We start from the raw sequence: 18,068 nt of genomic DNA, 5'->3' as shown, positions 1-18,068 counted from the left end.
TCAGATCTCCGTAAATGGGGCGAGGTGGGATTCCAGGTCCGCGAAGCCGATGCCCTGCGCGGTCTTGTCGAAACGGCCGGTGTCGCGGATGTCGCGCGCGGCCCCGATGAGGGCGCCGTAGGCGACGCGGAAGAAGGCCGAACCGACGCTGATGCGGGCCACGCCGGCCTCTGTCAGCTGATCCAGCGTGAAGGTGCGGCCGGGCAGGCCCATGACTACGTTGACCGGCCGGGTCACGGCCGCGCAGACCGTGCGGATGGCGTCGAGGTCGGGCAGGCCGGGGGCGTAGAGGACGTCGGCCCCCGCCGCCTCGAACGCCTGCAGGCGGGCGATGACCGGGTCGAGGCGCGTTTCGCCCCAGAGCAGGCTTTCGCAGCGGGCGGTGAGGACGAAATCCTGCGAAAGGGTCCGGGCGGCCTCGACCCCGGCGATCATCCGTTCGACGGCCAGGGTGTGGTCGTAGATGGGCGCGTTCCGGTCGCCGGTGTGGTCCTCGATCGAGGCGCCGGCAAGGCCGGTGGCGGCGGCGGCGCGGATGGTTTCGGTTACGCTCTCGGGGCTTTCGCCGAAGCCGCGTTCGAGGTCGGCACTGACCGGCAGGGGAGTGGCGCCGACGATCGTGCGGCAATGGTCCAGGACATCCGCGGATGGCACGGTGCCTTCGAGGCGGCCCATGGAAAAGGCCATGCCGGCGCTGGTTGTCGCGAGCGCCGGAAAGCCAATGGACGCGAGGATGCGGGCGGAGCCGGCATCCCACGGGTTGGGGATGACGAAGGGCTTGTCGCCGTGGTGCAGGGCGCGGAAGTCTTGGGCCGTCATCGGGAAAACGCCACCATGTCCGGCAGGCCGCGGCCATCGTTCCACCAGCGGTTCGGGTTGGTCCGGTTCGGGTCGTAACTGGCGCGGCTGGCCCAGTCCTCGCGCACGAAGATCACGGGTTCTTCGTAGTGGTGGGCGTCCATGATCGCGTCCATGACCCGTTGCAGGGCGGGAAGGTCGCGTTCGATGGAGATTTTCAGCTCGACCATTGGGTAGGTCTCGGCGCTGCCGGGCATATATGTGCTCTTGTGCGTGGTGGTGGTGGAGTTGGGCTGCGGTGTCGTGGTCTCGGCGCCGGTGGCCGACACGGACGCGGTGCGATGATAGCGGCCATAGCCCAGGGGATGCACCTGCATCACGGCATCCAGTATCCGGTCGGTGTCTTGCGGCAGGGTCTGGATTTCCAGCGTCCAGATGGGACTGAGCGTGCCGGTCCTGGCGGTGTAGTCTTGCAGCATGGCGAGGGTCCTTGTTGATCCGGGATCAGCCTACTGCAACGCTGCTGACACCATACTGTCAGCAATCATGCTAGGGTGTCCGCATGACCCGATCGACCCGCCTGTTCGACATCATCCAGATCCTGCGCAGCGCCGATGCGCCGGTGACCGCCGCGATGCTGGCCGAGGAGCTGGAGGTCACCAAGCGGACGATCTATCGCGACGTGGTGGCGTTGCAGGCGTTGCGCGTGCCGGTCGAGGGCGCGGCGGGCGTGGGGTACATGATGCGGGCGGGATATGACCTGCCGCCGCTGATGTTTTCCGCCGAGGAGCTGGAGGCGCTTTACGTGGGCATGGCGCTGTTGCATCGCACCGGGGATCCGGGGCTGGAGCGGGCGGCGCGGCGGGCGGGCGAGAAGATCGCCACCGCGTTGCCGGGCGGCGCGCCGCATGTGCCGTTGCGGGTGTCGGGCTGGAACCGCATCCCGCGCGACGGGGTGGATGCCGAAGCGTTGCGGGCGCAGATCCGCGATGCGGTGGAATTGCGGATCGTTTACGTTGACCTGCAGGAGGCGCGGACGGAGCGGGTGATCCGGCCCGTGGCGCTGACCTATCACATCGACGCGGTCGTGCTGGCGGCGTGGTGCGCGCTGCGGCAGGGGTTTCGCAGTTTCCGCATCGACCGGATCGTGGAGAGCGTGCCGACGGGGGAGGGCTTTGCCGGAGAGGCGGCGGCGCTGCGGGCGGCATGGGAGGCGACGCTGGAGGGGGAGGACTGGGTCCTCTACACCGCGTCGAGGCGCGCGTGAGGCGCGTGGGTCTTCACCCACCCTACGAGGTCAGACGAGGCCGCGCTGTCTGAGGTCTTTCAGGATTTCTTCGGTATGTTGCCCGCGCTGCGGCGTCGGGTTCGGTGCCTGCGCCTGTCCGTCGAAGCGGGGCGCGGGGGCCGGTTGCAGGGTGCCCCCGGCCTCGTGCCAGATGGAGCGGGCGGCGATGTGGGGGTCCCTGGCTGCTTCCCACGGGGTGAGGACCGGGGCGACGCAGGCGTCGGAATTGTCGAAGAGCGTGGCCCAATGGGTGACCGGTTCTGCGGCGAAGAGTGCGGTCAGGCGGGCGGTCTGGTCGGGCCAGCGGGCGCGGTCGTACTGGTCGGCGAACAGGGGGTCGTCCGAGAGGCCGAGCGTGTCGAGGAAGAGCGCGTAGAACTGCGGTTCGAGGCATTGGACCGAGAGGTGGCGCGCGTCGGCGCAGGCATAGGTGCGGCCCCAGGGGGGCGCGTCGAGCAGACTTTGACCGCGCGTTTCCGACAGGTTGCCGCCGCCCGCCATGGCCATGAACAGCGCCATCATGTGGGCCGAGCCGTCGGTGATGGCGGCGTCGACCACGGTGCCTTTTCCGGTGCGCTGGGCATTGAGGATGCCCGATAGGATGCCCGCCACGAGATAGAGCGCGCCGCCGCCGATATCGCCGACGATGGTGGGCGGTGTGAGGGGCGCGTCGCCGGGGTTGGAGGCATAGTAAAGCGCCCCGGCGGTGGCGATGTAGTTATAGTCATGCCCCGCGAGATGGGCGCGCGGGCCGGTTTGGCCCCAGCCGGTCATGCGGCCGTAGACGAGTTTTGGATTGGACTGCGTGAAGGTGTCGGGGCCGAGACCGAGCCGTTCCATGACACCGGGGCGCAGACCCTCGATCAGGGCGTCGGCGTCGGCCACCAGCGCGCGGGCCACGGCGAGGTCGCCGGGGTCCTTGAGGTCGAGCGTGATGGTGCGCTTGCCCCGGTCGAGCATGTTGTGTTCGCCCATGGTGGGGTTGGCGGGGCCGGGGCGCTGGACGACCGTGACACTCGCGCCGAGATCCGCCAGCATCATGGCGGCGAAGGGGGCGGGGCCGAGGCCCTCGAACTCGACTACCTTGATGCCGGCGAGCATGGGGGCGCCTCCTGATCGGTCCGGGCGGGGCGGGTCACCAGCAAACAGGGCGCGGTGGCGGCGCGGGTTTGCCGGGTGGAGCCATGGAATGGTCTGGCATGGCGGGTGGCCGGCAAGCCGGGCGCGCGGTGTTCGGAGACGCCACGGGCGATCCCGTTCTCCGGCCAGAGGTCGAGCCCGTACCGGCGCAGGTCGGGTTGCCGAGTCTCGTGGGTGTGGTCGTGACAGGCGATTTCACGGCCGTCCTCCTGCAAGCGGTGCAGGCCGTCGATCTGCGCGGGCGTGGCGGTGTGCATCCAACAGAGGCATAAGGTGACGCGGGCGTCATGCGCCTGACAGACTGGACGGGCTGCGCGCCGGGTCTCGACATGGACGTCGTCGAAGGTGAGGCAGACGCCGGGGGTGGTCAAACCACAACCTCCATCTCCCTCTGCTCTCCCACGCCGAACACGCGCTTGTAGCGGTCGATCTCGGTCTCGGGGCCCATTGCCTTGCGGGGGTTGTCCGAGAGCTTGACGGTGGGGCGGCCATCGGCGGCGATGGCCTTGCAGACGAGGGAGAAGGGGGCGAGCGAGTCGTCGGGCATGAGGCCGCGGAAGTCGTTGGTCAGCAGGGTGCCCCAGCCGAACGACACCCGGACGCGGCCGGCGAATTGCTTATGCAGGGCGAGGATCTTTTCCTCGTCGAGGCCGTCGGAGAAGATGATGAGTTTCCGCGTGGGATCCTCGCCGCGCTTTTTCCACCAGTCGATGGCGATCTCGGCGCCGGTCGCGGGGTCGCCGCTGTCGATGCGGATGCCGGTCCAGCCCGCGAGCCAGTCGGGGGCCTTGTCCAGAAACCCTTCGGTGCCGTATGTGTCGGGCAGGATGATGCGCAGGTTGCCCTCGTGCTCGTCGTGCCAGTCGGACAGCACGTCATAGGGCGCGCGGGCCAGCGTGGCGTCGTCCTCGGCCAGCGCGGCATAGACCATGGGCAGTTCGTGGGCGTTGGTGCCGATCGCCTCTAGGTCGCGGTTCTTGGCGATGAGGCAGTTGGAGGTGCCGACGAAATTCTCGCCCAGCCGTTCGGTCATCGCCTGCACGCACCAGTCCTGCCACAGGAAGGAATGCCGCCGCCGGGTGCCGAAATCGGCGATGCGCAGCCCGTCGACGCCGCGCAGGCGCTCGACCTTTTCCCACAGCTTGGTCATGGCGCGGGCGTAGAGCACCTGCAGCTCGAACCTTGCCATGTCGTGCAGCACGGCGCGCGAGCGCAGTTCCATCAGCACCGCGAGCGCGGGGATTTCCCACAGCATGACCTCGGGCCACTTGCCCTCGAAGGTCAGTTCGTACTGGCCGTCGCGCTTTTCCAGGTGGTAGGGCGGCAGGCGCAGTTTCTCGAACCAGTCCATGAATTCGGGCGTGAACATCTGGCGCTTGCCGTAGAAGGTGTTGCCGCGCATCCACGTGCTCTCGCCGCGCGACAGCGACAGCGAGCGGATATGGTCGAGCTGTTCGCGCAACTCGCCCTCGTCCACCAGGTCGGCCAGGCGCACGTCCTTGGTGCGGTTGATGAGCGAGAAGGTGACGGTGGTGTCGGGCCGGTTGCGGAAAACCGACTGGCACATCAGCAGCTTGTAGAAATCGGTGTCGATCAGGGACCGGACGATCGGGTCGATCTTCCACTTGTGGTTCCAGACACGGGTTGCGATGTCGACCATGGGCGGCCTCCGAGGGTGGTTGCGCCGCCCGTTAGAGCAAAAGGGTCAGGTCTCCGCAAGCGCGGCGCGGGTCGCTTCGGCCAGCCTTTCGATTCCCAGGGCCAGCTTGTCCTCGGTATTGTAGGTGAAGTTGATGCGGATCGACGTGTGGTCGCTGCCTTCGGGATCGAAGACGGACGAGGGCGAAATGCAGACGCCGTGGTCGAGCCCGACCTGCATCAGGTGGTTGGTGTCGAGGCTGGGGTCCTTTGCCGTGGCCCAGACGAACATGCCACCCGAGGGATGTTCCCACGTGAAGAGGTCGGTGAGGTGGGTGTCCATCGCGGTGCAGAGCGCATCGCGGCGGGCGCGGTAGAGCGACAGGATGCCGGGCAGCATGTCGTCGGCGAGGCCGGTGGCGAAGGCGTCGTGGGTGATCTGCTGGCAGAGGCCGGAGCTGCACATGTCGGCGCTTTGCTTGGCGGCTTTAAGCACCTCGATCAGTTCCGGGGCGGCGATGATCCAGCCGATGCGCAGGCCCGGCGCCAGTTCCTTGGACACGGTGCCGAGATAGATGACGGGGCCGTCATAGGGCGTGCCGGCGCGGTCGGCCGAGAGGGTGAGCATCCGGGGCAGGGGCGCGTCGTCGTAGTAGAGCGTGCCGTAGGGGTCATCCTCGATCAGCCAGGTGCCGGTCTGGTGCGCGGCATCGACGAGGCGGCGGCGGGTGGCGGTGTCGACCAGCTTGCCCGTGGGGTTCGAGAAATTCGGGACGGTATAGGCGAATTGCGCGCCGGTCATCGCGGCGACCGGATCGAGATCGTTGGCGTCGAGCCGCATCGGGCGATAGGTCGGCTGGCGCGGGCGCCAGTTGTCGAGCGCGCCGAGATAGGCCGGGGTCTGCGACGCGATGGGGCTGCCCTGTTCCAGCAGCACGGTGCCGATGAGGTTGAGCGCCTGGGCGCCGCCGGAGGTGATCAGGACGTTGTCGCGGGTGAGGGTGAGGTCGCCCTCGGAATAGCGGCTGGCGATGAGGTCGCGCAGCTTGGGCAGGCCGGCAACGGGGGCGTAGGCCAGCGTTTCGTCCGCATGGTCGGTGACGGCGGAGGTGGCGAGCCGGGCCATTTCGGGGATCGGCCAGATCTCGGTGCCCGGCAGGCCGCCGCCCAGGTTCACCAGGCCGGGGATGCGCCCGGCGGCGAGGAAGGTGGCGGTGACGTCGTTGGTGTCGTCGAGCCACTTGGCGAAAGCGGGGCGCTGGGGCATATGAAACCTCCCGGGTTCGGTGTCGGCGTGACGCGGTCATAGAACAAACTGAACGAACGTTCAATTATTGTCTTCCGGGCGTCAGCCCGCGCGGTCCAGTGTTTCGACCGAGAGGATGGTGGGAAGGTGGCGGGCGATCTCGTGCCAGGTGTCGCCTTCGTCGAGGCTGGCGAAGACCGAGCCGGAATTGGTGCCGAAGTAAAGGCCGGGCGCGTCTTGCGCGTCACCGGCCATGGCCTGGCGCAGGACGGTGAAATAGCAGTTCTTCTGCGGCAGGCCCTCGCGCAGCGCCTGCCACGTCTCGCCGCCGTCACGAGAGCGCCAGACGGCGCAGGCCGCATCGGGCGGGAAGCGGCCCGCCATGTCGCCATTGAGCGGTAGGGTCCAGATGGTGCGCGGATCGTGCGGGTGGACGCGGATCGGAAAGCCGAAGGTGGAAGGCAGGCCGGGGGTGATATCGTCCCAACTGCGCCCGCCATCAGGGGAGCGCCAGACACCGTGATGGTTCTGCTGGTAGAGCAGGTCGGTGTCGCCGTTGGCCCGGACGATATTGTGAACGCAATGGCCGGTTTCGCCGTCGCGCGGCGCGGCGGGGTGGTCATGGTGCCCGCAGGCCTCGGCATTCGACAGGCGGTTGCGGCGCTGCCATGACCGGCCGCCATCCTCGGTGGCGAAGACACCGGCGGCGGAAATGCCGACCCATTGCTTTTCAGCCGAGTCCGGGTCGAAAACGATGCTGTGCAGCACGAGGCCCGCGGCGCCCGGGTTCCAGTCCTTGGCGGAGTCGTGATCGGTGAGGGCATCGACGCGCGCCCATGTGATGCCGCGATCCGTGCTCTTGAGCAGGTTGGCGGGCTTGGTGCCGGCATAGAGCGTGTCATGCGCGAAGCCGAGCGACCAGACCTGCTGGAACTCGGTGGCGAAGGGCAGGGGGGTGTCGGTCCAGCCGACCATGGCGGCGAAATCGGGGTCCTGCGCGGCCCAGTCATCCATCTGGCCCTTGCTGAGGCGCGTCAGGTCCCAGTTCTGCCCCTGATCGTCGGAGCGCCAGACGCCCGCGCCGAAAAAGTCGCCGCCGCCTCCGGCCCAGATGGTGCCGGTTCTGGGGTCGCCGGCCATGTGGTTGATGCACCAGCCGCCGCAATGGGGGCCGGAGATGTCCCATGTCTGCCGGTCGGCGTCGGCGGCGACGAGGAAGGCGCGCTTGGTGGTGCCGACGAGAAGGGTGAGCGGGATGGCGGGCATGAGGGTGGCTCCGGCTGGTTTGCCGGATCCTAGCACGCCGTCGGTCGATTCCCGAGAGCGGAGAGTGGCCGACGCGCGCGGGGGCCGGATGGCCCGGATGCCTCTTACTGGCGCTCGCTGCGGACGCGGCCTAGGATCGCGCCATGATTTCGCATGTTCATCTTGGCACGGCGGACCTCGACCGCGCGGTGCGGTTCTACGGCGCCGTGCTGGAGCCGCTGGGGATCGTGCAGACATTCATCGACGCGGATCGCGGCTGGGCCGGGTGGAAACCTGCCGATGCGGACCGCCCGCTGTTCGTGGTCGGACGGCCGCTGGATGGGGCTGCGCCGGGCGCGGGGAACGGGCAGATGGTCGCCTTTCAGGCGGCGGAGCGCCGGATCGTCGACCAGTGCCACCGCCGGGCCCTGGCGGCCGGGGCGACGGAAGAGGGCGCGCCGGGGCTGCGGCCCGAGTACCATGCGGAGTTCTACGGTGCCTATTTCCGCGACCCGGACGGGAACAAGGTGTGCGTGTGCTGCCATGCCCCGGAGTGATGCGGGGGCCTAGCCGCCGTGGACCTGTTTGCTGTCGGCGGGGGCCTCGTCCCGTTCGAACATGCCGTAGTCGCGGATCACCGACACGACGCGCAGGCGGTAGTCGTCGAACATGATCTCGCGGCCCGCGCGCTGGGCGCCGCGATGCGCCTCGAGCCGGCGCCATGCGTCCAGGGCGGCCTCGTCCCGCCAGAAGCTGAGCGAGAGGAGTTTCTCGGGGTTGGTCAGGCTCTGGAAGCGCTCGACCGAGATGAAGCCGTCGATGCCCTCGGCGAGCGGTCTCATCTTGGCGGCCATGTCGAGATAGGCGTCTTTCTGGTCGGGGTGCGGCATGACCTCGAAGATGACGGCGATCATTTGGGGGCTCCTTCCTGCGGTGTGGAGACACATTTCAGGAAGGTGCGGTCCTCGCGCAAGAGGAAGTTTTCCGCCTGGGCGAAGGCGTAGTTCTTGCGCCCCAGCGGATCGGCGGCGAGGCGGTCGCGGTAGGCTTCGTATTCAGCCAGGCTGGGGATGTTGTAGATGCCATAAGCCAGCGTCGAGGAGCCTTCGTGCGGTGCGAAATAGCCGATCAGGTCGGCACCGCAGCGCGGGATGGCGGTGCCCCAGTTGCGGGCATATTGCGCGAACTGGTCGTGTTTTGTGGGGTCGATGTGGTAGCGGATGATGCAGGTGAGCATGGTGGGTCTCCTTGGATGGTTCCGGACATTTTCTAGCCGATGGACAGGTCATGATGGTTCGGCTAACATCGAACTATGAAAGACGGCCCTGACATATCCCGCGTGGCCGCGCTGATCGGGGATCCGGCGCGGGCGAATATCCTGACCGCGCTGATGAGCGGGAAGGCGTTGACCGCCAGCGAGCTGGCGGGCGAGGCGGGGGTGACGCTGCAAACCGCCTCGGCGCATCTGTCCAAGCTGGAAGGGGGCGGTCTGATCGCGCTGCGGCGCGAGGGGCGGCACAAGTATTTCCGGCTGGCGGGCGACGAGGTGGCGGAGGTGCTGGAGGCCTTGATGGGGCTGGCGGCCGGGACCGGCGCATCGCGGACGAGGCCGGGGCCGCGCGACCCGGAGATGCGGCGGGCGCGGGTCTGTTACAACCACCTGGCGGGCGACATGGGCACGCAGATGTATGACGCGTTATTGGCGCAGGGCGTGTTGCGGCGGAGCGGTCAGGCGCTGGAGCTGACGGAGGCCGGGCGGGAGTTCGTGGCCGGGTTCGGGATCGACCTGGACGGTTTGCCGAGATCGCGGGCGCCGCTGTGCCGCGACTGCCTGGACTGGTCCGAGCGACGCTCGCACCTGGCGGGGCAACTGGGGCGGGCGATGTTGAGCCGGATGGAGGAGATGGGCTGGGCGGCGCGGGTTACGGGCACGCGGGTGGTGCGGTTTTCGCGCGACGGAGAGGCGGCGTTCGCGGAGATGTTCGGCGGGGGTGCGTGACGGGGGACGCGTGGGTTGTCACCCACCCTACGCGGTTGGGACGGTTGCGCGCAGACGCGGGCGATGTCGTGTCGGTCGGGTCTTCGGGCGCCTTCGGCAGGAAGATCTGGCGAAGGGTGAGAGCTGCGGGCATCGGTCCAGATTGCGGGGGCGATGAGGCCAGTGTAGAGTTCAGCTTATGGCCATATCGGTGGAAAGCTTTTTCCTGTCGCCCGAGGCGGAAGGGACGTTGCAGGCGCAGATCCAGCAGATGATCGCGCAGGGCATCCTGTCGGGGCGATTCCGCAAGGGCGAGAAGTTGCCCTCTTCGCGCAGGATGGCCGAGCACCTGGGGGTGAGCCGGATCACGGTGACGCTGGCCTATACCGAGTTGCAGGCCAACGACTATCTTGAGAGCCGGGACCGGTCGGGGTATTTCGTGTCGCAGAACGCGCCGGAGCCGCCGGCCTTCACGCCCAGTGCGGCGAAGGGGGACCTGATCGACTGGGGCCGGGCGATCGGGCGGCGGTACACGGGCGGGGCGACGCCGGAGAAGCCGCGCGACTGGTCGAGCTATCCCTATCCGTTCATTTTCGGGCAGACCGATCCGAGCCTGTTCGATCATGCAAGCTGGCGGCATTGCGCGCTCAGGGCGCTGGGGCAGAAGGAGTTCCAGGCGCTGGCGGCGGATGCCTATGACCAGGACGATCCCAAGCTGATCGAGTTCATCGCGCGGCACACCCTGCCGCGCCGGGGGATCCTGGCGGAGCCGGGGGAGATACTGCTGACGATGGGGGCGCAGAACGCGCTGTGGCTGACCGCGCAGGTGTTGCTGACGCAGCGGCGGACGGCGGCGGTGGAGGAGCCGTGTTACCACGCGCTGCGCGATATCCTGACGCAATCGCGCTGTCACATGGCGCCGGTGCCGGTGGATCGTGACGGGTTGCGACCCGACGCCCTGCCCGAGCGGGCGGAGGTGATTTTCACAACGCCGAGCCACCAGGCGCCGACCAATGCGACCATGCCGCTGGACCGGCGGCAGGACCTGCTGGCCCGGGCGCGGGAGATGGAGGCGCTGATCGTCGAGGATGATTACGAGTTCGAGATCAGCTTTCTGCGCGCGCCGCTGCCGTCGCTGAAATCGCTCGATACCGATGGGCGGGTGATCTACGTGGGAAGTTTCTCCAAGTCGATCTTTCCGGGGCTGCGGCTGGGCTACCTGGTGGGGCCGCAGGCGTTCATCCGCGAGGCGCGGGCGCTGCGCGCGAGCGTGCTGCGGCATCCGCCGGGGCATGTGCAGCGCACCACGGCCTATTTTCTGAGCCTGGGGCATTACGACAGCCTGATCCGGCGGATCGGCAAGGCCTATGCCCGGCGGCGGCAGGTGATGGAGGCGGCGTTGGAAGATCACGGGCTTGGCGTTGAGGGGCGCGGGGTGTTCGGCGGAAGCTCGATCTGGATGCGGGCGCCGGAGGGGGTGGATACCGAGAACCTGGCCGAGCGACTGCGCGCGCGTGGCGTGCTGATCGAGCCGGGGCGGCCGTTTTTCGAGGCCGCGCGGGCGCCGCGGAATTTCTACCGGCTGGCCTATTCCTCGATTCCCTCGGAGCGGATCGCGGACGGGATCGGGATACTGGCGGATGAGCTGGGGCCGTAAGGCCAGTTGGCGACATGGTACGAAATCGCTCGAACGCCTTGTTCAGGAGGCGGAAACGGACACTGGCCGGACGCGCGGCATGTCGAAATTGCATATTTTTGAGACCAATAGTCTCAATAAAAATACTCTCTGGCTATAGTATGCAACGGAAACTGGCCCTAGAATGGGGGTGACTGCAAGGGTAGCTTCCCCTCAAACCGCGCCGGGGGAGGACCGGCCCTTTTCCAATGTTCAGGAGCACTGTCATGAAGATGACCACCGAAGAAGCCTTTGTCAAAACGCTGCAACGCCACGGGATCCAGCACGCGTTCGGGATCATCGGGTCGGCGATGATGCCGATCTCGGACCTGTTCCCGAAGGCCGGGATCACGTTTTGGGACTGCGCGCACGAAGGCAGCGCGGGGATGATGGCCGATGGCTATACCCGCGCGACCGGCAAGATGAGCATGATGATCGCGCAGAACGGGCCGGGCATCACCAATTTCGTGACCGCCGTGAAGACCGCCTATTGGAACCACACGCCGCTGCTGCTGGTAACGCCGCAGGCGGCGAACAAGACAATTGGCCAGGGGGGCTTCCAGGAAGTCGAGCAGATGAAGCTGTTCGAGGACATGGTGGCCTACCAGGAAGAGGTGCGCGACCCGACGCGCGTGGCCGAGGTGCTGGCACGGGTGATAAGCCAGGCCAAGCGCCTGTGCGGGCCGGCGCAGATCAACATCCCGCGCGATTTCTGGACGCAGGTGGTGGATATCGAGATTCCGCACGCGATCGAGTTCGAGGTGAGCCCCGGTGGCACCAAGTCTGTGGCCGAGGCGGCTGCGCTGTTGAGCGAGGCCAAGAACCCGGTGATTTTGAACGGCGCGGGTGTCGTCCTGTCGAAAGGCGGGATCGAGGCGTCGATGGAGCTGGCCGAGCGGCTGACCGCGCCGGTCTGCGTGGGCTATCAGCACAACGATGCTTTCCCCGGCTCGCATCCGCTTTTTGCCGGGCCGCTGGGCTATAACGGCAGCAAGGCGGGGATGGAGCTGATCAAGGACGCGGATGTGGTGCTGTGCCTTGGCACGCGGTTGAATCCGTTTTCGACCCTGCCGGGGTACGGGATGGAATACTGGCCCACGAATGCCAAGATCATCCAGGTGGATATCAACCCCAACCGGATCGGCCTGACCAAGAAGGTGACCGTGGGGATCGTGGGCGATGCGGCCAAGGTGGCGCAGGGCATCCTGAAGAACCTGGGCGAGACGGCGGGGGATCACGAGCGCGAGGCGCGCAAGGCGAAGATCGCCGAGACCAAGAGCAAATGGGCGCAGCAACTGGCCAGCATGGACCACGAGGATGACGACCCAGGCACCACCTGGAACGAGCGGGCGCGCAAGGACAAGCCGGACTGGATGAGCCCCCGCATGGCGTGGCGGGCAATTCAGGGTGCGCTGCCGCGCAACGCGATCATCTCTTCGGATATCGGCAACAACTGTGCCATCGGCAACGCCTACCCGGATTTCGACGAGGGGCGGAAATACCTGGCGCCGGGGCTGTTCGGACCCTGTGGGTACGGCCTGCCGGCCATCGTGGGCGCCAAGATCGGCTGCCCGGATGTGCCCGTGGTCGGCTTTGCCGGGGACGGCGCGTTCGGCATCGCGGTCAACGAGCTGACGGCCATTGGCCGGAGCGAGTGGCCAGGGATCACGCAGATCGTGTTCCGCAACTACCAGTGGGGCGCGGAAAAGCGGAACTCGACGCTTTGGTTCGACGACAATTTCGTGGGCACCGAACTGGATGACGATGTCAGCTATGCCGGAATCGCCAATGCCTGCGGGCTGAAAGGTGTCGTGGCGCGGACGATGGACGAGCTGACCGATGCGCTGAACACCGCGATCAAGGAGCAGATGGAGAACGGGACGACCACGCTGATCGAGGCGATGATCAACCAGGAGTTGGGTGAGCCGTTCCGCCGGGATGCCATGAAGAAGCCGGTGGAAGTGGCTGGGATCAGCGCCGACGACATGGTCGAGCAACGGGTCTGAGACGTCGCAAACCTGTCGCCCCGCGGGCATACTGTGCCACGCGGGGCCGATAAGGGCCCTGGATAGAGTGACAGGACAAGACATGACAGACCGATATCCCTTTCTCGCCGCGAGTGAACCGAAGTGCCCGCCTTCGTTGTTGAAGCGGGCGCAAGGCCTGCCACGGCCACGTGTGGCGCTGGTGAATGCCGGGGCGCCGAACCCGTTGCAGGGGATCCGCGAGGCGGCAGAGGCCGGGCTGGCCGATCCGGTGCTGATCGGGGACAGCGACAAGATCAAGGCGACGGCGAAAGAGATCGGGTGGGATATCGCGGGGCTGCCGCTGATACACGCGCCGAAGGAAAGCGCCGCGCCGGTGGCGGCCGAGATGGCGCGCGGCGGTGAGGTGGGGGCGATCATGAAAGGGCAGATCCATACGTCGACCTTTCTGAAGGGCCTGCTGCCGTCGGCGGCGGGGCTGCGCGAGAGGGGGACGCGCTGCGGACACGTGTTTCACATCACGATGCCGGGGTCGGAGCGGCCACTCTTGCTGACCGACGCGGCGCTGAACGTGGACCCTGACGTGGAGACGCGGCAGGCGTGCCTGAGCCATGCGGTGATGTTGGCCTACAAGCTGGGGATCGAGCGGCCCAAGGCGGGGATTTTGGCCCCGACCGAAGACCCGATCCCGACGGTGCCCAACACGATGGAGGCAGTCGAGATCGCGGAGTGGGCGCAGGGCGCGCTGCCCGGTGCCGTGGTGCAGGGGCCGATGGCGATGGACCTGATCCTGTCGAAGGCGGCGGCAGAGGCGAAGAACTACGAGTCGGAAGTGTCGGGCGATGCCGACATCATGCTGACGCCGAACATCACCACGGGCAACGCGCTGTTCAAGCTGATGTCGTTCGGCATGGGGTGCTGTTGTGCAGGGGTTGTGCTGGGGGCGAAGGTGCCGATATTGCTGACCAGCCGGGCGCAGGGCGCGGAAGAGCGCATCGCTTCGGCGGCGCTGGGCGTGATCGGGGGCGCGGCATGATCCTGGTCGTCAATGCCGGGTCGTCCTCGGTCAAGGTGGAGCTGTTCACGCCCGGGCTGGAGTCGGTTCTGTCGGGGTCGGTGACCGAGATCGGCGGGCCGGGGCGGCTGAGCCTTGGGGGTGAGAAGCAGAACGTTTCGGTTGCCGACCATACGGCTGCGTTGGGTATGGTTCTGGAGAAGCTGGAGGCGGCGGGGCATCCGGTGTCGTCGCTGATTGCGGCAGGGCATCGCGTGGTGCATGGCGGGGCGCATCTGACGGCGCCGGAGCGGCTGACCGATGACGTGATTGCCAGGATCGAGGCGGTGGTGCCGCTGGCGCCGCTGCACAATCCGCACAACCTGTCGGGGGTGCGGGCGCTGGCCGGGCTGGCCCCGGACCTGCCGCAGTTCGCTAGTTTCGACACGGCGTTTCACGCGACCAACCCGGAGATCGCCGTGACCTATGCCCTGCCGCAGGCGGAGCGGGACAAGGCGATAAGGCGGTACGGGTTTCATGGCCTCTCCTATGCCGGGATGGTGGCGCAGTTCGGCGATGACCTGCCGCGGCGGTTGCTGGGGCTGCACCTTGGGAATGGGGCCAGCCTGTGCGCGATGGTCGAGGGCAAGTCGGTGGCGAACTCGATGGGGTATTCGCCGCTGGACGGCCTTGTGATGGGCACGCGGACGGGGTGTATCGATGGAATGGCGGTGCTGCGGCTGGCCGAGGATCATGGGGTCGAGGGCGCGGGCGCGATCCTGAACAAGGAAAGCGGGCTGAAGGGGCTGGCCGGGACGAATGACATGGCCACGCTTTTGAGCCGCGACGACGAGGACGCGCGGTTTGCGGTCGAGCACTTCTGCTACTGGGCGGCGCGGCAGGCCGGGTCGGCGATTGCCGCGATGCGCGGCGTGGACGCGGTGGCGTTTACCGGCGGGATCGGCGAGAACGCCGAAACCATACGGGACCGTATCATGGCACATCTGAAGTGGCTGGGAGATATCCCGGTGCATGTGGTGCCTGCTGATGAGGAACGGCAGATTGCGCGCGATGTTGTCGGGCTGCTGCCCGGCTGAGCGCAAGAGATTTTCGGCTTTCCCGGCAGAGCGCTTCGGGAAAGCGAACGAAGCGAGAGAAGCGGTCGCGGGGCGGTGCGAACTGGCCTAGCGTGACCCGAACCGAGAAAGGGAGGCGACGACATGCTGGATCAGCCCAAACTGGACACCTCGCCCAAGGTATCCGACGAGGTGCGCAAGACGACCTGCTACATGTGCGCCTGCCGCTGCGGGATCAACGTGCATATGAAGGAGGGCAAGGTTGCCTATATCGAGGGCAACCGCGACCACCCGGTGAACAAGGGTGTTCTTTGCGCCAAGGGCAGTGCGGGGATCATGCAGCACAACGCGCCGGCGCGTCTGCGCGCGCCGTTGAAGCGGGTCGGGCCGAGGGGGTCGGGCGAGTTCGAGGAGATCAGCTGGGACGAGGCGCTGGAGATCGCCACCGGATGGCTGGAGCCGCTGCGGCAGAAGGCGCCGGAGAAGCTGGCGTTCTTCACCGGGCGCGACCAGAGCCAGAGCTTTACCAGCTTCTGGGCGCAGAATTTCGGGACGCCGAACTATGCGGCGCATGGCGGGTTCTGTTCCGTAAACATGGCGGCGGCGGGCATCTACACGATGGGCGGCGCGTTCTGGGAGTTCGGGCAGCCGGACTGGGAGAACACCAAGCTGTTCATGATTTTCGGCGTGGCCGAGGACCATGACAGCAACCCGATCAAGATGGGAATAGGTCGGGTGAAGGATCGCGGCGCCAAGGTGATCGGGGTGAACCCGATCCGGTCGGGATATAACGCGGTGGCCGATGAATGGGTCGGGATCACGCCGGGGACGGATGGTCTGTTCATACTGGCGCTGGTGCATGAACTGCTGCGCGCGGGGAAGATCGACCTGCGGTACCTAGCGGAGTATACCAACGCGCCGGTGCTGGTGAATTGCGATGAGAGTTCGCCCGAACATGGGCTGCTGATGCGCGATGAGAACGGCAAGCTGCTGGTGATCGACCGGGCGACAGGGCACCCTGCGCCGTTCGACAAGAAAGGCGTGAAGCCGGACTTGTCGGCCAGTTATGAGAAGGATGGCGTGACGCACCGGCCGGTGATGCACCTGCTGGCCGAACGCTATATGGGCAAGGAATACGCGCCCGAGGCCGTGGCGGAACGCTGTGGCGTCAGCGCGCGGCGCATCCGGGCGATTGCCGCGGAACTGGCGCGCGTGGCCTTCGAGGAAGAGATTGTTCTGGACCGGGAGTGGACGGATTTCCGGGGCCAGACGCACAAGACGATGGTGGGCCGCCCGGTGAGCTTTCACGCGATGCGCGGGATCTCGGCGCATTCCAACGGATTCCAGACCTGCCGGAGCCTGCACCTGTTGCAGATCCTGCTGGGCTCGGTCGAGGTGCCGGGGGGCTTCCGGTTCAAGCCGCCGTATCCCAAGCCCGTGAGCATCCACCCGACGCCGCATTGCAAGGTGACGCCGGGCAAGCCGCTGGATGGCCCGCACCTGGGCTTCGTGCGCGGGCCGGAAGACCTGGCGCTGAAGGATGACGGGACACCTGCGCGGATCGACAAGGCGTTCACCTGGGAAAACCCGATGAGCGCGCATGGCATGATGCACATGGTGATCAGCAATGCCCATGCGGGGGACCCCTACAAGATCGACACGCTGTTCATGTACATGGCGAACATGGCGTGGAATTCTTCGATGAACACGCGTGGCGTGATCGACATGCTGACGGACACCGACGAGAACGGCGAGTATGTCATCCCGCGTATCATCTATTCGGATGCGTATAGTTCCGAGATGGTTGCCTATTCCGACCTGATCCTGCCCGACACGACGTACCTGGAGCGGCACGATTGCATCAGCCTGCTGGACCGCCCGATCTGCGAGGCGGATGCCGCAGCCGACGCGATCCGCTGGCCGGTGGTGGAGCCGGACCGGGACGTGAAGGGATTTCAGACGGCGCTGGTGCTGCTGGCGAACAAGATGGGCCTGCCGGGGTTCACCAACGAGGATGGCAGCGCCAAGTGGGCCGATTATGCCGATTACATCGTCAACCACGAGCGCAAGCCGGGGATCGGCCCGCTGGCCGGGTGGCGCAAGGGCGAGGACGGGCTGACCCACGGGCGCGGGGCGCCTAATGAGGCGCAGCTTGAGAAATACATCGAGAATGGCGGGTTCTTCGTGAACCATATCGCCGAAGAGCACGCCTATATGAAGCCGTGGAACATGGGGTACCAGGAGTGGGCGGTGGGCATGGGCCTGTATGACAGTCCACAGCCCTATCTCTTTGACCTTTATGCCGAGACGATGCGCAAGTTCCAGCTGGCCGCCGAGGGCCATGGCGAGCGGCAGCCGCCGGACCATCTGCGCGAGCGGATCAAGGTGACGCTGGACCCGTTGCCGGTGTGGTATCCGCCCTTCGAGGACGGGCATGTGGACCCGGTGGAATATCCCGTTCACGCGCTGACGCAGCGGCCGATGGCGATGTACCATTCCTGGGGGAGCCAGAACGCGTGGCTGCGGCAGATCCACGGGCGCAATCCCTTGTACCTGCCGACCAAGATCTGGGAGGCGAACGGGTTTGCCGAGGGGGATTGGGCGCGTGTGACCTCGGCCCATGGCGAGATCACGGTGCCGGTGGCGCATATGGCGGCGCTGAACGAGAACACGGTCTGGACGTGGAACGCGATCGGCAAGCGCAAGGGCGCTTGGGCGCTGGAAAAGGACGCGCCGGAGGCCACGAAGGGGTTCTTGCTGAATCACCTTATCCACGAATTGTTGCCGCCCAAGGGCGACGGGTTGCGCTGGGCAAACAGTGATCCGGTGACGGGGCAGGCGGCATGGTTCGACCTGCGGGTGAAGATCGAGAAATCGGGTGCGCCGGAAGAATCGCAGCCGAGTTTCGCGCCGATCCGGTCGCCGGTGGGGACCGGGCCGGACGAGTTGCGCTGGAAGGTGGGCAAATGATTGCGGGAATTTTCTTGAAAGAAAATTGCCAAGAC

At 66.7% G+C, this 18,068-nt stretch carries 17 protein-coding genes; 8 read left to right on the top strand and 9 right to left on the bottom strand.

Features of this window, described 5'->3' with window-relative positions:
* Positions 1–819 (bottom strand): isocitrate lyase/phosphoenolpyruvate mutase family protein, encoded by an 819-nt coding sequence (locus FIU85_RS10655; RefSeq protein WP_152496884.1) that lies wholly within the window; start codon positions 817–819, stop codon positions 1–3.
* Complete coding sequence (locus FIU85_RS10650) at positions 816–1,277, bottom strand: hypothetical protein (RefSeq protein WP_216648871.1); 462 nt, start codon at positions 1,275–1,277, stop codon at positions 816–818. Before FIU85_RS10650 ends, FIU85_RS10655 begins: the two co-directional genes overlap by 4 nt.
* A gap of 83 nt (positions 1,278–1,360) precedes the next feature.
* Here FIU85_RS10650 and FIU85_RS10645 point away from each other — a divergent pair, with 83 nt between their 5' ends.
* Positions 1,361–2,065 carry a YafY family protein gene (locus FIU85_RS10645; RefSeq protein WP_152496883.1) on the top strand — a complete coding sequence of 235 codons (705 nt, stop codon included), beginning with the start codon at positions 1,361–1,363 and terminating at the stop codon, positions 2,063–2,065.
* Positions 2,066–2,095: 30 nt separating this feature from the next.
* On the opposite strand, the gene FIU85_RS10640 is transcribed toward FIU85_RS10645, so the two are convergent.
* The 5 genes from FIU85_RS10640 to FIU85_RS10620 all read right to left on the bottom strand — a co-directional run bounded on the left by FIU85_RS10640 (position 2,096) and on the right by FIU85_RS10620 (position 7,376).
* Positions 2,096–3,187 (bottom strand): CaiB/BaiF CoA-transferase family protein, encoded by a 1,092-nt coding sequence (locus FIU85_RS10640; protein WP_152496882.1) that lies wholly within the window; start codon positions 3,185–3,187, stop codon positions 2,096–2,098.
* The gene (locus FIU85_RS22600; protein WP_368372960.1) at positions 3,166–3,597 is read right to left on the bottom strand and encodes a polysaccharide deacetylase family protein; all 432 of its coding nucleotides are present in this window, start codon (positions 3,595–3,597) and stop codon (positions 3,166–3,168) included. Before FIU85_RS22600 ends, FIU85_RS10640 begins: the two co-directional genes overlap by 22 nt.
* Positions 3,594–4,886: a nicotinate phosphoribosyltransferase gene (gene pncB / locus FIU85_RS10630; protein ID WP_152496880.1), complete on the bottom strand. Its 1,293-nt coding sequence runs from the start codon at positions 4,884–4,886 to the stop codon at positions 3,594–3,596. The genes FIU85_RS22600 and pncB overlap by 4 nt, the downstream gene beginning before the upstream one ends.
* A 45-nt stretch (positions 4,887–4,931) precedes the next feature.
* Positions 4,932–6,131 carry a PLP-dependent aminotransferase family protein gene (locus FIU85_RS10625; protein WP_152496879.1) on the bottom strand — a complete coding sequence of 400 codons (1,200 nt, stop codon included), beginning with the start codon at positions 6,129–6,131 and terminating at the stop codon, positions 4,932–4,934.
* Positions 6,132–6,212: 81 nt separating this feature from the next.
* Complete coding sequence (locus FIU85_RS10620; RefSeq protein ID WP_152496878.1) at positions 6,213–7,376, bottom strand: exo-alpha-sialidase; 1,164 nt, start codon at positions 7,374–7,376, stop codon at positions 6,213–6,215.
* Positions 7,377–7,519: 143 nt separating this feature from the next.
* On the opposite strand from FIU85_RS10620, the gene FIU85_RS10615 reads away from it, so the two are divergent.
* Positions 7,520–7,912, top strand: coding sequence for a VOC family protein (locus FIU85_RS10615; protein ID WP_152496877.1), 393 nt, complete (start codon positions 7,520–7,522; stop codon positions 7,910–7,912).
* A 9-nt stretch (positions 7,913–7,921) separates the two neighbouring features.
* Here the strand turns inward: FIU85_RS10615 and FIU85_RS10610 are convergent, their stop codons facing one another.
* Together FIU85_RS10610 and FIU85_RS10605 are read right to left on the bottom strand one after the other, a co-directional pair.
* Positions 7,922–8,269, bottom strand: a complete 348-nt coding sequence (locus tag FIU85_RS10610; RefSeq protein WP_152496876.1) for an antibiotic biosynthesis monooxygenase — start codon at positions 8,267–8,269, stop codon at positions 7,922–7,924.
* On the bottom strand, positions 8,266–8,592 hold the full coding sequence (locus FIU85_RS10605; protein ID WP_152496875.1) for an NIPSNAP family protein: 327 nt from the start codon (positions 8,590–8,592) through the stop codon (positions 8,266–8,268). The genes FIU85_RS10610 and FIU85_RS10605 overlap by 4 nt, the downstream gene beginning before the upstream one ends.
* Positions 8,593–8,667: 75 nt before the next feature.
* On the opposite strand from FIU85_RS10605, the gene FIU85_RS10600 reads away from it, so the two are divergent.
* The 6 genes from FIU85_RS10600 to FIU85_RS10575 all read left to right on the top strand — a co-directional run bounded on the left by FIU85_RS10600 (position 8,668) and on the right by FIU85_RS10575 (position 18,033).
* Positions 8,668–9,354, top strand: coding sequence for a helix-turn-helix transcriptional regulator (locus FIU85_RS10600; RefSeq protein ID WP_152496874.1), 687 nt, complete (start codon positions 8,668–8,670; stop codon positions 9,352–9,354).
* A gap of 178 nt (positions 9,355–9,532) precedes the next feature.
* Complete coding sequence (locus FIU85_RS10595) at positions 9,533–10,990, top strand: PLP-dependent aminotransferase family protein (protein WP_152496873.1); 1,458 nt, start codon at positions 9,533–9,535, stop codon at positions 10,988–10,990.
* Positions 10,991–11,235: 245 nt separating this feature from the next.
* On the top strand, positions 11,236–13,014 hold the full coding sequence (xsc, locus tag FIU85_RS10590) for a sulfoacetaldehyde acetyltransferase (RefSeq protein ID WP_152496872.1): 1,779 nt from the start codon (positions 11,236–11,238) through the stop codon (positions 13,012–13,014).
* 82 nt (positions 13,015–13,096) lie between these two features.
* Positions 13,097–14,029: a phosphate acyltransferase gene (locus tag FIU85_RS10585; protein ID WP_152496871.1), complete on the top strand. Its 933-nt coding sequence runs from the start codon at positions 13,097–13,099 to the stop codon at positions 14,027–14,029.
* Positions 14,026–15,084, top strand: coding sequence for an acetate/propionate family kinase (locus tag FIU85_RS10580; protein ID WP_152496870.1), 1,059 nt, complete (start codon positions 14,026–14,028; stop codon positions 15,082–15,084). Before FIU85_RS10585 ends, FIU85_RS10580 begins: the two co-directional genes overlap by 4 nt.
* A gap of 123 nt (positions 15,085–15,207) precedes the next feature.
* Positions 15,208–18,033 (top strand): molybdopterin oxidoreductase family protein, encoded by a 2,826-nt coding sequence (locus FIU85_RS10575; RefSeq protein ID WP_152496869.1) that lies wholly within the window; start codon positions 15,208–15,210, stop codon positions 18,031–18,033.
* Positions 18,034–18,068: the final 35 nt, after the last annotated feature.

Source organism: Roseovarius sp. THAF8 (assembly GCF_009363735.1).
Taxonomy (GTDB): Bacteria; Pseudomonadota; Alphaproteobacteria; order Rhodobacterales; family Rhodobacteraceae; genus Roseovarius.
The sequence above is the reverse complement of the archived record's forward strand: the minus strand, read 5'-3'. Positions and strand labels throughout refer to the sequence as shown.

Bases quoted from the DNA above. Each gene is read 5' to 3' on its own strand.
- FIU85_RS10655 (WP_152496884.1), bottom strand. From the start codon at position 819: ATGACGGCCCAAGACTTCCGCGCCCTGCACCACGGCGACAAGCCCTTC.
- FIU85_RS10650 (WP_216648871.1), bottom strand. From the start codon at position 1,277: ATGCTGCAAGACTACACCGCCAGGACCGGCACGCTCAGTCCCATCTGG.
- FIU85_RS10645 (WP_152496883.1), top strand. From the start codon at position 1,361: ATGACCCGATCGACCCGCCTGTTCGACATCATCCAGATCCTGCGCAGC.
- FIU85_RS10640 (WP_152496882.1), bottom strand. From the start codon at position 3,187: ATGCTCGCCGGCATCAAGGTAGTCGAGTTCGAGGGCCTCGGCCCCGCC.
- pncB (WP_152496880.1), bottom strand. From the start codon at position 4,886: ATGGTCGACATCGCAACCCGTGTCTGGAACCACAAGTGGAAGATCGAC.
- FIU85_RS10625 (WP_152496879.1), bottom strand. From the start codon at position 6,131: ATGCCCCAGCGCCCCGCTTTCGCCAAGTGGCTCGACGACACCAACGAC.
- FIU85_RS10620 (WP_152496878.1), bottom strand. From the start codon at position 7,376: ATGCCCGCCATCCCGCTCACCCTTCTCGTCGGCACCACCAAGCGCGCC.
- FIU85_RS10615 (WP_152496877.1), top strand. From the start codon at position 7,520: ATGATTTCGCATGTTCATCTTGGCACGGCGGACCTCGACCGCGCGGTG.
- FIU85_RS10610 (WP_152496876.1), bottom strand. From the start codon at position 8,269: ATGATCGCCGTCATCTTCGAGGTCATGCCGCACCCCGACCAGAAAGAC.
- FIU85_RS10605 (WP_152496875.1), bottom strand. From the start codon at position 8,592: ATGCTCACCTGCATCATCCGCTACCACATCGACCCCACAAAACACGAC.
- FIU85_RS10600 (WP_152496874.1), top strand. From the start codon at position 8,668: ATGAAAGACGGCCCTGACATATCCCGCGTGGCCGCGCTGATCGGGGAT.
- FIU85_RS10595 (WP_152496873.1), top strand. From the start codon at position 9,533: ATGGCCATATCGGTGGAAAGCTTTTTCCTGTCGCCCGAGGCGGAAGGG.
- xsc (WP_152496872.1), top strand. From the start codon at position 11,236: ATGAAGATGACCACCGAAGAAGCCTTTGTCAAAACGCTGCAACGCCAC.
- FIU85_RS10585 (WP_152496871.1), top strand. From the start codon at position 13,097: ATGACAGACCGATATCCCTTTCTCGCCGCGAGTGAACCGAAGTGCCCG.
- FIU85_RS10580 (WP_152496870.1), top strand. From the start codon at position 14,026: ATGATCCTGGTCGTCAATGCCGGGTCGTCCTCGGTCAAGGTGGAGCTG.
- FIU85_RS10575 (WP_152496869.1), top strand. From the start codon at position 15,208: ATGCTGGATCAGCCCAAACTGGACACCTCGCCCAAGGTATCCGACGAG.